The organism is Phaeovulum sp. (assembly GCF_041596715.1).
GTDB lineage: Bacteria > Pseudomonadota > Alphaproteobacteria > Rhodobacterales > Rhodobacteraceae > UBA6213.
Map to the genome: position 1 here is coordinate 1 of NZ_JBFHIA010000056.1, position 14639 is coordinate 14639.

The window sequence follows — 14639 nt, forward strand, 5'->3', positions numbered from 1 at the left end:
GCAGGGCCATGTGATGATGATCGGTGACGGCATCAATGACGCGCCCGCGCTGAAACAGGCATCGGTCGGCGTGGCGATGGGATCGGGTACCGACGTGGCGCTGGAAACCGCAGATGCAGCCATTCTGCGCGACCGCGTGACGGATGTGCCCGCGCAAATCCGGCTGGCGCGGGCGGCTATGGCAAACATACGCCAGAACGTGACGCTGGCGCTGGGTCTGAAGGCGGTCTTTCTTGTGACCTCCGTGCTTGGGATCACAGGGCTGTGGATCGCCATTCTGGCAGATACCGGAGCCACCGTGCTTGTAACCCTGAACGCGCTGCGCCTGCTGCGTTTTAACCCAGAGCTAGAAGGTTGACGTGATATCAGCGTTCGGTTGGGCCGGATTTGCTGCGTAATTGCTCAGGCTGGTGGTGACGTTGTAACCACCCTCTCGTCTGTTTTACGAAAGACCCCGGTTGCGCGGTACCAAAGGTCGAACAGTCGCGGGACAATATTTCGGTGCAGGTGCATGCGCGCGGGGGGCGATTCTCGGCGGTGCCGCATATCGGTAATGAGCCCAGTTTGACTATCTTTCCGAGCAGTCCTAGAGAAATGCCTGCCCGATTTGTCTTTGCGTAGAGGCTTTGCAATCGCGTTTACGATCAAGGATGAAAGGCCATTTCCAATGAAATACCTCGCGTCAGGAAGTTGTCTGTGCGGTGCCGTCAAGTTTCGGGTCAACGGCGCGTTCGAGAGTTTTTACCTTTGTCACTGCTCGCGTTGCCGCAAGGATACCGGTTCGGCGCATGCAGCAAACCTGTTTTCTTCGAAGGCCGAGATCGAATGGCTGGCAGGGCAGGAAAACGTCAAGACGTTTCAACCTTCTGGAACGCGGCATGTAAAAAGCTTCTGTGCGCAATGCGGGTCGGCGCTGCCGACGATTCAGATGAACGGCGCTTTTGTGATTGTGCCTGCGGGGGCGCTGGACAGCCCGATCAGCATGCGGCCCGATGCGCATATCTGCTACGCCGACCGTGCGGACTGGGCCGATGGGCTTGAGGATGTGAAGCAAATCAGCGGGCTTCCGGCCTAGCTGGTGTTCGGCAAGGGGAAGGTGCCGCTAATTCCTGTTGCGGTGGCGCAAGATTTTGTTCTTCTAGCATACGGCGTTCTGGTGCGGCACCGCCCCGCGATGCCATCTGAATGCATCTTCCAGGCATCCTCGATGACCCGAACTTCAGACGCGCGATCGAACCCTGAACTTAGAAAGTTACTGGCGGCACAAGTGCCGGCGGACTTTGCCGATTGGCTGGACTTTGTCGCCATAGGTGCCTTGCTGGCCTTTTCGTGGGGCGCGGACCCATTTGTTTTTGCATTGCTGGCGGTGAGTATGGGGCTTCCCTATCTTTTCGTCGGCCCATTTGCGGGCGTGTTGGTGGACCGCATGGACGCCAAGGACGTGATGATCTGGGCCAATATTGGCCGGGGCATTGTTACCGCAAGCTTCTTCTTTGCGCCGAACTGGCAACTGCTCATGGTCTTGATTGCGACGAGAAGTGCAGTTGATACCTTTTTCACGCCCGCAAAGCAGGCCGCGATTCAGGCGCTGGTCGCGCCGGAAGGTCGACCTCGCGCGAATGGGTTAAGCCATGCGATAAATCAGGCCTCAAAGATCGTGGCACCCGCCATCGGCGGCGGGCTGTTGATCTGGGTTTCGCCGCAGGGCGTTTTCTTGCTGAATGCCGTGGTGTCATTCGTTGCAGCCGGATTCGTGCTGCGCATGGCCCCGATCCGCACGGTTGCCGCACAGGATGGCGAGGTCGCGCCGGGCATGTTGGCAAGCATCAGGGAGGGCCTCAAGGAAGTCGTCACGAAAACCACTTTGCGGGTTTCGCTTTGGATGATGGCCGCGAGCTATTTTGCGGTGTTCTTTTATGACACTCTGGTTGCGCCGCTGACCCGGGATCTTGGTTTTACGCAGACCGATCTTGGCCTGTCGCTTGCCGCGGTTGGCGCGGGTGGCGTGGTCGGTGCGGTTACCCTGAGCCTGCTACGGGAGTTCAAATACCCTTTCCGCTGGATCGCGCTTGGCTCCTTGGTTTCGGGCGTCACGGTCGCTTCACTCGGCGGGGCCGAGATGGCCGCGCAGAAGGTGGGCATCGCGGTGTTCGTTTCGGCCTTTGCAATCGTCGGGTTTTTTTCGGCGATGACCGTCGTGCCGTTTCGAGCAATCGTTCAAAACTCGGTTTCCGAAAAATCCATCGGCAGGGTCACTGCGCTGAGTGAGGCGGCCAACACCATGGCGCTTTTGACTGCGCCATTCATAGGGGCCCTCGTAGCCTCGGTCGCATCGATTGGCGCGGCATTCGTATGTGGCGGCGTCATCATGGTTCTGGTTGCGCTGCGCGCGGCGATGCTGCGAAACCACAGCTAGGGCAGCGCCCGAATTACCGCATACCGCTTGCGGCGCACACGCCGCGCGATTGTCAGCCCGAGCCAACCGGTCAGTGCAATGCCGAATTGCAAGCGCCCCTGCGGATGGACAATGGCTGGCAGGGGGCCTAGCCTTGATGCGTCCAAAATACCGAGCAGAGAAACCGTTCCCGCAGGGATCGAATGAAGTGCTCTTCTTTCTGTGCATGACGATGCTCTGAACGGTGAAATGTCCGCCGATGATTTCAGCGACGGGTGAGACCACGCAGCTTTGGGGTTCGCCATGCTCAGCGACATATCTGCAATCGATCTGGCTCGATTCCAGTTCGCCTTTACCGTATCAGCGCACATCATTTTTCCCGCGTTCACGATCGGGCTTGCAAGCTTTCTTGCCGTGCTGAACGGGCTTTGGCTTTGGCGACGAGAACCGGCCTATCTGAAGCTATTCGAATACTGGAAAACGATCTTTGCGGTCGTATTCGGCATGGGGGTCGTGTCGGGTATCGTGCTGTCTTATCAGTTTGGCACCAACTGGGCGGTGTTCTCTGATAAATCCGGTCCCGTTCTTGGCCCGCTTCTTGGCTACGAAGTGCTGACGGCCTTTTTCCTTGAGGCTGGTTTTCTTGGCATCATGCTGTTCGGGCGCGAAAAGGTGGGAGAGCGGCTCCATATGGCGGCGACCGCGATTGTGGCCCTGGGCACGCTTATGTCGGCCTTCTGGATTTTGAGCGCGAACAGTTGGATGCAGACCCCCGCGGGTTACGGTGTGAACGACGTGGGGCAGTTCGTTCCCGAGGATTGGTGGGCGATCATCTTCAATCCGTCCTTTCCTTACCGGATGGTGCACATGGTGCTTGCCGCGTATCTGACGACGGCTTTCGTTGTGGGCGGCGTCGGCGCGTGGCACCTGCTGCGCGAACGCGGCAATAAAAGCGCCGCGATCATGTTTTCGATGGCGATGTGGATGGCGCTGATTGTCGCGCCAATTCAGATATTTGCAGGCGACGAACACGGGATCAACACGCTTGCGTTCCAACCCGCCAAGATCGCCGCGATGGAGGGGCATTTTGAAAGCTTCCCCGAGGGCGGAGCACCGCTGATCTTGCTGGGGATGCCGGATGATGAAGCGGGCGAAACGCGCTACAAGCTGGAAATACCGTATCTGGGCTCGCTGATCCTCACGCACAGCCTAAGCACGCCAGTGCTGGGGCTTGATGCCTTTCCTGAAGAGGAGCGTCCGAAATCGGCGCTCATCTTCTGGACCTTCCGGCTTATGGTCGCGCTTGGTTTTGCGATGATGGGGCTTGGGCTTTGGTCTGCATGGGCGCGATGGAAGGGGCGGCTTTATGATGCGCCTTGGCTGCACCGCGCCGCTGTGCTGATGGGCCCGTCGGGCTTTCTGGCGGTGCTTTGTGGCTGGATCACCACCGAGGTTGGGCGCCAGCCCTACACCATTCAGGGCTTGCTGCGCACCAGCTACAGCGTGGCCCCCTTGCAGGCCGATGCGGTCAGCGCCTCACTGGTGGCCTTCATCGTGGTTTACTTTTTCGTTTTCGGATCTGGAACGTTTTACGTGATGCGCCTGATGGGCAAGCGGCCCGATCACGGCGTTGACATCGACCATATCGGCGTCGTGCGGGCTGCGGGCATCACACCTGTTGCCGCGAACCCGCATGCGCCGCATGTGGCGAAGGGAGAATGAGCCATGGAACTAGACCTTCCCTTCATCTGGGCCGGGCTGATCGCCTTTGCCGTTCTGGCCTATACGCTGCTTGACGGATTCGATCTGGGCATCGGGATCCTGTTCCCGTTCCTGAAGAACCGCGAAGAACGCCATCTGGCGATGAACACCATCGCCCCGGTCTGGGACGGCAACGAGACCTGGTTGGTGCTGGGCGGCGGTGGCCTGTTTGCGGTGTTTCCGCTGGCCTATTCCATCGTGATGCCGGGGCTTTATCCGCTGATTATCGCAATGCTTCTGGGGCTGATTTTTCGCGGCGTTGCCTTTGAATTCGTGCACCGGACCAAACGGATGCAAGGGTTCTGGGAGTTCGGCTTTTGGGGCGGGTCGCTGGTTGCCGCGATTGCGCAAGGCATGGCGCTTGGCGCGTTGGTGCAGGGCATCACGGTTGAAGGGCGCGCCTATGGCGGTGGTAACTGGGACTGGCTTACACCCTTTTCTGCGCTGACCGGCGTGGCGCTGGTGGTGGGATACGCCACCTTGGGGGCGACATGGCTTATCTTTAAGACAGAGGGCGAAACACTTGCGCGTGCGCAGCGGTTTGCCTTGCCACTGGGTATCGCGCTGACTGCGCTTATCGGCGCTGTCAGCATAGCCACGCCTTTCCTGCGGCCAGAATATCTGGCGCGCTGGTTCGGATGGCCCTCGGGTATCTGGAGCGCGATCGTGCCGATATTGCTGGCGCTGGCCATATGGCAGTTGTGGGCTGGGCTGCGCGACCACGACCATCTGCGCCCGTTTCTGGCGACGGTGGCGATTTTCGCGCTGTCGTTCGCGGGGCTCGGGGTCAGTTTTTACCCCTATCTCGTGCCACCGTCGCTGACCATTGCAGAGGCCGCGGGCCCTGACAGCTCGCTGGGCTTTTTGCTGGTGGGGGCGGTCGTATTGCTGCCGATGGTTCTGGCCTATACCGGCTATTCCTACTGGGTGTTCCGCGCCAAGGTTAGACCGGGCGACGGATATCACTGATGCGCCGCTGGCTGTGGTTTCTTGCGCTTTACCTTGCCGGCGTCGGGGTGGTGGGGATGATCGCTTATCTGATCCGCGTGGTGCTGATGTAGCACTTTGCGCCGCTTCACGCTTTGGCGCGGTTGGCGAAAGAAACAGATCTTTCGGGTGAATGCCTTGTGGCGCGCACTGCCCCGTTGCACGGGCGCGAACCGCCGTGCCTGCGCGCCGCAATCAAGGCGGGGCGCGCGGCCGTGCGCCCCAAAAAGCCACCAATGCAACCAATTCAGGCCGAAATTGCAGCGCACATCTTCACCATGTTGTTGAGTGAAGACCTGTGGGAGGCCTGATGCAGACCGCGAACCTGATCGCAAAACTGGCACAGAGGACTTGGTGCGACACCGATCTGGGGTTGATCTATGCGATCTGGCCGCTGGAGGATCGTCACGACGAGGTCATGCGGTCTTCCGACCACCATGCGATCAGAAAAGCCGCTTCGGCGCTTGATCTGATAGGCGATGTGTTGGTGCGGCGGTTGGCACCAAAAGGGGCGGTTGCATACCGCGCGCTTCCCGAAATCCATTCAACCACGCGGCTGCGCACCCGACCGGACCGTTTTTGGCTGGAAATCGCGCTTGGCGAGCCATCTGGCAACTGGGCCGCGCAGCCCGTTTTGTTTGTGGAACTTAGCAAGACAGGTGCAAGGACCGGCATCCGGTTTCCCACCGAGGTTGCGGCATTTGGCAAGCGCGCGGTCAAGAACCTGCACCAATACCTTTCAAGCGACAGCCCCAATTTGAAAGGCTGGCAGCTTGAACAGCGCGGTGCGCCGGCAGAGCGGGCCGCGTGTTCGAACGACCTCAACGCATGGCTTGCAACGCGGGCCAAGGCGCGCCAGCAGAAAGCCGTTCTGCTGACACTTAGCAAAGCCAGTGCCGACCGGCGGCCCTTGATGGAGGTTGTGGTGGCGGGCTTGTCCGGGGCTGCGGTGCTGATGGACGAGATGGGTCTGCCAAAGCGGGCCGCAATGCGGCGCGTCGCCGCGATGCCCGAAAGTTTCTGCCCGGCAATGGCCTGAAAAGCGCGGGTCAAGGCGCGCGCTGAGCAATATTCATCACACTTGCGGGCTGTGTAAGCCTTTGTTGCGCCACATGATTGCCACTGTTGCGCAAAGGCGCTAAGTTGCTTCCAAAGCCTGCCGTAGATGCAGGCAGCAGTAGGCAGGCGCATGGCAACCATCAAGGTCACCCAGAGCGGGACGACCGTCGTTCTTGGCAAAGACGATACGCTGGAAATCAACATTCCGGGCGGGGGTACTGTCACGGTCGTTGCCGACCCGACTGAAAATGTTGACAAGATAAAGATCGAGTTCATCAACGATTCACAGGCTGACACGGTCATCATCGACCTGTCGACCTTCAGCCAAGACGACCTGCATATCGATATCTTCGATTATGATCCTTCAGACACCATTCGTCTGGTGGGGGCCTTCAACCGATATGTCGATCCAAAAGAAGAAGACGAGTACACGTTCGATTACATCGGCGCTGACGGTCAGACCTATTCGGGCTACGTCCATGCAAAGGACAAGAACGAAAAAGACTTCACCGCCCCCGACTCGCCGATCATCATCTGCTTCGCCAAAGGCACCGAGATCAAAACGCGCAGGGGTTTTAGGGCAGTCGAAACGCTGCACATTGGCGATGCGGTGCGCACCGTTGATGCCGGTTTTGTGCCGCTAAGGTGGCTGGGCCGAACCGATCTGGGCGCGCTGGATTTGCGGCGCTGGGCCAACCTGAGGCCCGTGCGGGTCAAACGTGATGCCTTTGGGCCGGGCTGCCCTGAAAAGGATGTCGTTCTTTCCCCAAACCACCGTGTTCTCGTCTCTGGGTGGCAGGCCGAGCTTTGTTTTGCCGAGAGTGAAGTGCTTGTGCCGATCAAATCCTTGGTGAACGGCACGACGATCCAGCAAGTTACAGCCTGCTCTGAAGTCTCGTATTTCCATCTGCTTTTGGACAGCCATCAGATCGTCAACACCAGCGGCCTGCTGTCGGAAAGCCTTTTTCTTGGCGATCAGTCGATGTTGGCCGTTTCTGAACACATGCATCAGGATCTGAGGGCCGTATTGTCCGAAGCTGAATGGCAACGCCATTCTTCCGCGATGCCGGTCAGGCCGCTGATCCGCGCGCGGGTTGCGCAGTGCCTTGCGGCCTGAAAACAGGGCTTCTTTCGGGCTGATGCGCCAGCGCAGGCGAAATACGGCAACCAGCCGCTAGTGGCCCAAGGGTGGGCCGGTAAACTCGAGGTTATACTTCGCGCCAATGGCGGCGATCTGCGCCATGTCTTCGGGGATACGGTAGCGCCCCTTTGCCATTTCGGCAAAGAAACCGTCGAAGCCGCCCGGCGTCATCACGGTTACCATCCGCGCGGGCATTTCGCCCAGCACGCGGAATGTGTGCTGGCGCCCGCGTTCCACAAACACAACCTCGCCCGGGCCATGCCGCGTGGTCTGGCCTTCCAACCAGAACTCCACCTCACCGGCCAGAACGTAAAAAGTCTCGTCCTCGGTCTTGTGGATATGGCGCGGTGGGCCGTAGCCGGGTTGATCGAGGCTTTCGAAAATGCTGAGGCGCGCCCCGGTTTGCGAGGCGGGAAGCAGGGTCCGATATCTGGTGCCCTGCCATTCTATCGTTTCGGGGGCGGAGTGCAGGTTCATTTGAACACCCTTTCGTAAGAGAGGCCCTCATGATCCGCCACTGATAATAATTCGTGAAACGAATGTTCGGCATAGTCTATATTGATCGCATGAATATACGAACGCTTGACCTCAACCTTCTCCGCGTTCTGAGCGCGCTTTTGGCCGAGCAATCGACGGTTGGGGCGGCGAAAAGGGTTGGGCTATCGCAATCTGCGGTTTCTGCGGCACTGGGCCGTCTGCGTGGCGCGCTTGATGATCCGCTGTTTGTCCGCCAAGGCCAGCGGATCGTGCCGACCGACTTTGCGCGCAGCCTAGAGGTGCCGCTCAAATCGATTCTGGATGATCTGGAAGCGCTGCTTCTGCGGCAGGCCGAGTTCGACCCTTCGGGCGTTGCACAAAGTTTCAAGGTTGCCGCATCGGATTTCTTTGCGGTGATGCTGATGCCACGGCTGGCCGATATTCTGGCGCGCCGGGCCCCGCAAATGCAGGTGCAATTGGTGGATCTGTTGCCCAACAGCTATGTCGGTATTCTTGAGCGCGAGGGCGTCGATCTGGCGCTGGTTCCAAAGACCGAGTTTCCGACGTGGAGCGAGCATCAAATCCTGTTTCAATCTCGCTTCGTGATGATCGCGCGCAAGGGGCAGCCGAGGCTTGATCGTTCGGGCCTGCGCCCGGGCGATGTGGTGCCGATTGATCTGTTTTGTGATCTTGGGCACGTGGTGTTTTCGCCGGAGGGAAATCTGAAGGCCATGGGCGATGCCGCACTGGCCCGCATCGGGCGCACCCGCCGTGTGGTGATGACGATGCCGGTCTTTTCGGGCGTGTGCATTGCCGTGGCGGGAAGCGACCTTGTGGCATTGGTCCCCGAGCAACTGGCGCGGCGAATGGCACCGTTGCTGGGCTTGAATACCTATCAGCCCCCAATGCCCTTGGCAGCGGCCGACATCTGCATGTTATGGCACAAGCGCAGCACGGCAACAGCGGCGCACCGCTGGTTTCGCGGTGTCGTGGCCGAAGTGCTTGGTACGCTGAACCAGCAAGACAGTTAACCGCCTAGCTTCGCTTTAAGGTGCCTCAAACGAAGGTGCAGGGCTGCGCCGTGCGAGCAGCCGAGCTACTGGCGGCAAGAAACTGCTCGCCAAGTGATCTGGACAATCTCGCCACATGGGCAATCTTTCATTGCCACGCTAGAAGGGCGAGGCTTGCCCGGCAGATCGCCGCCCGTCAGTAAATGCGAGCCGCCGTTGTTTACGGCAACGCAAGGTGCGCACGAACACCGTGGCCAAGATATCTGCTTTCAGCGCGACGCCCATGTGCAAACGCCATTTGAGGGACACGAAATCTCCATGATTCGCAGGCATATAACGCGAAAACCTGCGAGGGACAGATGATACAACGGATCATTCTTGCTATATTCCTTTCCATGATCGCTACCGCAGCCTTTGCGCAGAAGGCGGGCATCGGGGCATGGGAAAACCCGCGTTACACGATGCTCGAATGGATCGAGCGCGCGCCCGCGCTCGGTTGGTATTACAACTGGCGCACCGATCAAATCGTGCACGAGCCGGGGCTTTCGCGGTCTGTAGAGTTCGTGCCGATGATCCACGGGGCCGATGATCTGAACAAACGTATCGATTCCGACACGCGCGTGCAGGCGTTGCTTGGGTTCAACGAACCCGATGGGCCGGGCAGCCACCAGTCGGGGTTGAGCCCCGCGCAGGCCGCCGCGTTCTGGCCGCAGCTTGAGGCGCGCGGTTTGCGCCTTGGCAGCCCCGCAACAACGCAAGGCGGCACGCTGGGCGCATCAAGCTGGCAGCGGCGCTTCATGAACGAGGTCGAGGCGCGCGGGCTGCGAGTCGATTTCATGGCCGTGCACTACTATTCGCGCGATGGCGACGTGGCGGCCTTCAAGGCATGGCTACAGGCTGTATATGCCGAATACCGACGCCCGATCTGGGTGACCGAGTTTGCCTTTATTGACTGGAGCCAGCCCGCTGCGGCCAGTTACGAGCGCAACGCGGCCTTCGCCGAGGCCGCGATTGCGATGATGGACGGGCTAACTTTCGTGGAACGCCATGCATGGTTTGCGGCGAACCCATACCCTTGGCAGGGTAGCACGCCAGAGGTCAACCTGCTGGATAACAACCTGCGGCTGACCGCCGTGGGCGAAGCATTCGAGCGCGCACTGCGCCGTTCGAGCTCGTTGCAAGTGGCCAGCAACGGGTCGTAGGCCGCGTCAGTCTTTGGCGCGTTCCTGATAGGCGTTATCAACGGTGCTGATGACAATCCGGGTGCCCGGGCCGATGTGCGGCGGCACCATGACGCGCAGCCCGTTGGTGCAGATCGCGGGCTTGTAGGATGACGAGGCGGTCTGGCCTTTTACGACCGGTTCAGTCTCGGCGATCTCGACCGTCACCTTTTGCGGCAGTTCGATGGCGATGGCCACGCCTTCAAAGGTTTTCAGGAAAACCTTGATGCCTTCGACCAGAAACACCTTGCTGTCGCCCACCACGTCTTCACTGACCGAGACCTGCTCGTAGTTGTCAGGGTTCATGAAGTGGTAGCCTTCGCCATCGGCGTAGAGAAAATCATATTCGCGTTCGTCCACCGTGGCCTTTTCAACCATTTCGGTGGTGCGCCAACGCTCGCTGACCTTTACCCCGTCCGAAATGCGGCGCATGTCGACGCTGGTGGTCGGGGTGCCCTTGCCGGGATGGAAGTTTTCGGCGGTGAGCACGATGTAGAGCTTGCCATCCAATTCGACGACGTTGCCCTTGCGAAGCGATGAAGCGATGACTTTCACGGGGTACCATTCCTTGCGATTGCGATATCCGCGGCGTAAGAGGCGCGGGCTTTGGCCCTGCAACTAGCGTATGTTTCCCCAAATCTCCAGCCGAAAGCCGCGCTTCCAATGGTCGTAAACGCAGAAAATCCCGGTTCCTCGCCCTGGTGGGCACCCGTGCGCCACGCAGACCGTCGCCCGCTGCTTCTGGCGCGTAACCGCGTTCAAGCGGCGCTTAGGGGGTGGCTTGCGGCCGAGGGCTTTACCGAGGTGGACCCGGTGGCCTTGCAGGTAAGCCCCGGCAACGAGGCGCATCTGCACGGTTTTGCCACCGAGGCGGTGGGCAACGATGGCGTGGCGCGGCGGATGTATCTGCACACCAGCCCCGAGTTTGCGATGAAAAAACTACTTGCGGCGGGCGAGGCGCGGATCGCCGCTTTTGCCCATGTCTGGCGCAACCGCGAGGCGGGGCCGCTGCACAGCCCCGAGTTTACGATGCTGGAATGGTATCGCGCGGGCGAGGGCTATGAGGCGCTGATGGCCGACTGCGCAACGATGTTGCGGCTTGCGGCCGAGGCGACCGGCGCGAGCCAATTGCACTATCGCGGGCAGGTTTGCGACCCCTTCGCGGCACCCGAACGGTTGAGCGTGGCCGAGGCATTCGAGCGCCATGCGGGCCTTGATCTTTTGGCAACACTTGCCCCCGACGGCACGCCTGACCGCGAGGCGATGGCCCGCGCCATGCGCGCGGCAGGGCTGCGCGTGGCGGTCGATGATACATGGTCCGACATGGTGTCACGCGCGCTGGTGCAAAAGGTCGAGCCGATGCTTGGGCTTGGCCGCGCCACCATTCTTGACCGATACCCCGCCGCCGAGGCGGCACTGGCGCGGCGCGTGCCGGATGATGCGCGGCTGGCCGAACGGTTCGAGCTTTACGCCTGCGGGGTCGAACTGGCGAACGGGTTTGGCGAATTGACCGACGCTGCCGAACAGCGCCGCCGCTTTGCCGCCGAGATGGACGAAAAGGCCCGCGTTTATGGCGAGCGCTACCCGCTGGACGAAGATTTCCTTGCGGCGCTGGCGATCATGCCCGCGGCAAGCGGCATCGCGCTGGGCTTTGATCGGTTGGTGATGCTGGCCACCGGCGCGCCGCGGATCAGCGATGTGATCTGGACCCCGGTCGCGGGCACCTAGCGCGGTGCGGCGGCCCGGCGCAGCCGGTCGTTGATGGCGCGCCCCAGCCCGCATTCAGGGATTGGTGCAACTGCAATCTGCCCACCGGGCCCGGCCAGCGCATCCGCCTCGCGCAGCGCATGAAAAAGATTGGCTGCCGCTTCCACCAGATCGCCCGTGGGCGAGAGGTTCAGCGCAGCGGTGGGGCACGGGCCAAATCCGATCCAGACCTCGCCGGGGTGCGGTGCCTTTGCGTGTAGCCGCAAGCCCGCAGCGGGGGCGTAGTGCGAGGCCAGCTGGCCAGGCGAAAGCGGTTTGGCAGGGTCGGCCCCCTGCGCCAAGGCTGCGCCGAGGCAAGCCTCGATCGCCTCTGCAGGTAACCCGCCGGGGCGCAGCAGGCGTGTTGGGTCAAGTGCCACGATGCTGCTTTCCAGCCCAACGGCGCAGACCCCGCCATCGATCACCGCGGCAATGCGCCCGCCAAGCCCCGCCAGCACATGCGCCGCGCGCGTCGGGCTGACCTTGCCCGAAGGGTTGGCCGAGGGCGCAGCCAGCGGGCCGCCGAAAGCGCGCAACAACCCCTGCGCCACGGGGTGTGCGGGCACGCGGATCGCCACGCTGTCATTGCCTGCGGTGACGAGCGGTGAAAGGCCAGCATCTTCGCGCAGCGGCAGCACCAGTGTTAGCGGGCCGGGCCAGAAGGCATCAGCCAGCCGTTCGGCATCGGGTGAAAACCGCGCGAAGGCATGCGCCTGCGCAATGTCTGGCAGGTGCACGATCAGCGGGTTGAAACGTGGGCGGCCCTTGGCCTCGAATATCCGCGCAACGGCGCGGTCGTTTCGTGCATCCCCAGCCAGCCCGTAAACGGTTTCTGTGGGCAGTGCGACCAATTCACCCGCGCGCAACAGCGCAGCCGCTTCGGCCAAGCCTGCGGTATCTGGGGCAATCAATCGGGTTGCATATGCTTCGTTCATTCGTGACGCTGCGTTGATGGTGCCGCATCGGCGGGCATGGGCTAGTCTTGGGTAATGCCATACGCGCCCCGGCCCCTGATGCCAAGGCGCGAGCGAGGGAGGAAGCCATGCCATATCAATCGCCCGTGGGCGAGTTCCGCTTTATACTCGATGCCGTGGTGCCGCTGGCGCCGCTTGCCGCGACCGAGCGTTTTGGCGAAGCGACGCCCGACATGGTGGAGGCCATTCTCGAAGGTGCGGGGCGGATGTGCGACGAGGCCTTGGCACCGCTGTCGCGTGTGGGCGATCAGACCCCGACGCGGTTGGAGAACGGCGTTGTGCGGTCTGCCCCCGGTTTCAAGGCCGGATTCTCGGCAATCGCCGATGGCGGCTGGGTTGCGGTTGCGGCTTCGGCCGAGCATGGCGGCATGGGCCTGCCACAAACGCTGAACATGGTGGTGAACGACATGATGTCGGGTGCCTGTCTGGCGCTGCAACTCAACGCGCTGCTGACCCAAGGCCAGATCGAGGCGCTGGAACATCACGCCAGCGACGAGATCAAGAACCTCTATCTGCCCAAGCTGATTTCGGGTGTCTGGTCAGGCACGATGAACCTGACCGAGCCGCAGGCGGGCACCGATGTGGGGGCGCTGCGTACCAAGGCAGAGCCGCTGGACGATGGCAGCTATGCGATTACCGGGCAAAAGATCTTTATCACATGGGGCGATAGCGATCTGACCGAAAACGTCTGCCATCTGGTGCTGGCGCGCCTGCCTGACGGTGGCCCCGGCACGCGCGGTATCAGCCTGTTCATGGTGCCGAAGTTTCTGCCCGACGCCGATGGCAACCCCGGTGTCGCCAATACGCTCAAGGTCGTGAGCCTCGAACACAAGATGGGGCTGCACGGTTCGCCGACCTGCGTGATGGCCTATGAAGGCGCAAAAGGCTGGCTGGTGGGCGAAAAACACAAGGGGCTGGCCGCGATGTTCACGATGATGAACAACGCCCGCCTTGCCGTGGGGGTGCAGGGCGTGGGCGTGGCCGAGGCCGCTTATCAGATGGCGCTCGACTATGCGCGCGAGCGCAACCAGATGGGCCCGATCATCAACCACGCCGATGTGCGCCGGATGCTGGCCACGATGAAGGCCGAGGTCTTTGCGGCCCGCGCGATCGCGCTTGGCTGCGCGGTGGCGCTGGATATGGGGCGCGCGACTGGCGAGGCTGACTGGGCCGCGCGGTCTGCGCTGCTGACGCCAATTGCAAAGGCCTATGGCACCGATGTGGGCATGGCCGTTTCAGAGACCTGCGTGCAGGTGCACGGCGGCATGGGCTATATCGAGGAAACCGGCGCGGCGCAGTTTTACCGCGATGTGCGGGTGACCGCGATTTACGAGGGCACCAACGGTATTCAGGCCATGGACCTTGTGGGCCGCAAGATGATGGACGGCGGCGAGGCGGCGTTCCGCTTGTTGCAAGAGGTCGAGGATAATGCCGAGGCCGCGCGCGCAATGCTGCCACAGCTTGCGGGCGATGTCTGGGCTGCGGCGGAAACGCTGCGAGAGGCGACCGAGGTTTTGCTGGCGCAGGGCATGGAAGACCGGTTTGCGGGTGCCGTGCCTTACCTTCGCGCCTTTGCACGGATTCTGGGGGGGCATTACCACCTTCGGGCCGCCGTGGCCGAGGGTGGCAAGGGCCCGCGCAGCGCGCTGGCGGCGGTGTATATTCGCCGCCTCATGCCGCAATACGCCGCCGCGCTGGCCGAGGCGCGCGAAGGCGCCGAGGGTCTGTTCGCACTGTCGCCCGAGGATCTTGCGCATTGATCGCCCCTGACGGCGGCGCGCCGGTGCACCATCCTTGGACGGAACCGCCCGCGCATGGGGCGGTGCGCGAAATCGCGCCTGGGGTGCTTTGGATGCGGTTGCCGCTGCC

The 14639-nt window shown here is 61.5% G+C and carries 15 protein-coding genes; 12 read left to right on the forward strand and 3 right to left on the reverse strand.

Annotation, left to right across the window (positions count from 1 at the left end; translation table 11 throughout):
* From ABY403_RS05690 to ABY403_RS05725, 8 genes are all read left to right on the forward strand, one after another.
* Positions 1-358 (forward strand): HAD hydrolase family protein (locus ABY403_RS05690; RefSeq protein ID WP_372839754.1); only part of this gene is annotated, 358 nt, incomplete at its 5' end.
* 309 nt (positions 359-667) lie between these two features.
* Entirely contained in the window at positions 668-1075 is a 408-nt protein-coding gene (locus ABY403_RS05695; protein ID WP_372839756.1) for a GFA family protein, read from the forward strand.
* Between the two features lie 132 nt (positions 1076-1207).
* Positions 1208-2416, forward strand: coding sequence for an MFS transporter (locus tag ABY403_RS05700; protein WP_372839757.1), 1209 nt, complete (start codon positions 1208-1210; stop codon positions 2414-2416).
* A 282-nt stretch (positions 2417-2698) separates the two neighbouring features.
* Complete coding sequence (locus ABY403_RS05705) at positions 2699-4117, forward strand: cytochrome ubiquinol oxidase subunit I (protein ID WP_372839758.1); 1419 nt, start codon at positions 2699-2701, stop codon at positions 4115-4117.
* 3 nt (positions 4118-4120) lie between these two features.
* Positions 4121-5125 (forward strand): cytochrome d ubiquinol oxidase subunit II, encoded by a 1005-nt coding sequence (cydB, locus tag ABY403_RS05710; RefSeq protein WP_372839760.1) that lies wholly within the window; start codon positions 4121-4123, stop codon positions 5123-5125.
* Positions 5125-5217, forward strand: a complete 93-nt coding sequence (locus ABY403_RS05715) for a DUF2474 domain-containing protein (protein ID WP_372839762.1) — start codon at positions 5125-5127, stop codon at positions 5215-5217. The genes cydB and ABY403_RS05715 overlap by 1 nt, the downstream gene beginning before the upstream one ends.
* A 236-nt stretch (positions 5218-5453) precedes the next feature.
* Positions 5454-6182: a hypothetical protein gene (locus tag ABY403_RS05720; protein ID WP_372839764.1), complete on the forward strand. Its 729-nt coding sequence runs from the start codon at positions 5454-5456 to the stop codon at positions 6180-6182.
* 150 nt (positions 6183-6332) lie between these two features.
* Entirely contained in the window at positions 6333-7319 is a 987-nt protein-coding gene (locus ABY403_RS05725; protein ID WP_372839765.1) for a Hint domain-containing protein, read from the forward strand.
* A 57-nt stretch (positions 7320-7376) separates the two neighbouring features.
* On the opposite strand, the gene ABY403_RS05730 is transcribed toward ABY403_RS05725, so the two are convergent.
* The gene (locus tag ABY403_RS05730) at positions 7377-7820 is read right to left on the reverse strand and encodes a cupin domain-containing protein (RefSeq protein ID WP_372839766.1); all 444 of its coding nucleotides are present in this window, start codon (positions 7818-7820) and stop codon (positions 7377-7379) included.
* Between the two features lie 89 nt (positions 7821-7909).
* Between ABY403_RS05730 and ABY403_RS05735 the strand changes: the two genes are divergently transcribed.
* Both ABY403_RS05735 and ABY403_RS05740 read left to right on the forward strand, forming a co-directional pair.
* The gene (locus ABY403_RS05735) at positions 7910-8851 is read left to right on the forward strand and encodes a LysR family transcriptional regulator (RefSeq protein WP_372839767.1); all 942 of its coding nucleotides are present in this window, start codon (positions 7910-7912) and stop codon (positions 8849-8851) included.
* Positions 8852-9189: 338 nt separating this feature from the next.
* A complete protein-coding gene (locus tag ABY403_RS05740; protein WP_372839769.1) occupies positions 9190-10032 on the forward strand; it encodes a glycosyl hydrolase in 843 nt (280 codons plus the stop codon).
* Positions 10033-10038: 6 nt separating this feature from the next.
* Here ABY403_RS05740 and efp read toward each other — a convergent pair whose 3' ends face one another.
* Positions 10039-10605, reverse strand: coding sequence for an elongation factor P (gene efp, locus ABY403_RS05745; protein WP_372839770.1), 567 nt, complete (start codon positions 10603-10605; stop codon positions 10039-10041).
* A 108-nt stretch (positions 10606-10713) separates the two neighbouring features.
* Here efp and epmA point away from each other — a divergent pair, with 108 nt between their 5' ends.
* Positions 10714-11778: an EF-P lysine aminoacylase EpmA gene (gene epmA, locus ABY403_RS05750; RefSeq protein WP_372839772.1), complete on the forward strand. Its 1065-nt coding sequence runs from the start codon at positions 10714-10716 to the stop codon at positions 11776-11778.
* Here the strand turns inward: epmA and ABY403_RS05755 are convergent.
* Entirely contained in the window at positions 11775-12731 is a 957-nt protein-coding gene (locus ABY403_RS05755) for an L-threonylcarbamoyladenylate synthase (RefSeq protein WP_372839773.1), read from the reverse strand. The two genes, epmA and ABY403_RS05755, sit on opposite strands and share 4 nt — an antisense overlap.
* A gap of 107 nt (positions 12732-12838) precedes the next feature.
* Here ABY403_RS05755 and ABY403_RS05760 point away from each other — a divergent pair, with 107 nt between their 5' ends.
* Positions 12839-14530 carry an acyl-CoA dehydrogenase gene (locus ABY403_RS05760; protein WP_372839774.1) on the forward strand — a complete coding sequence of 564 codons (1692 nt, stop codon included), beginning with the start codon at positions 12839-12841 and terminating at the stop codon, positions 14528-14530.
* Positions 14531-14639: the final 109 nt, after the last annotated feature.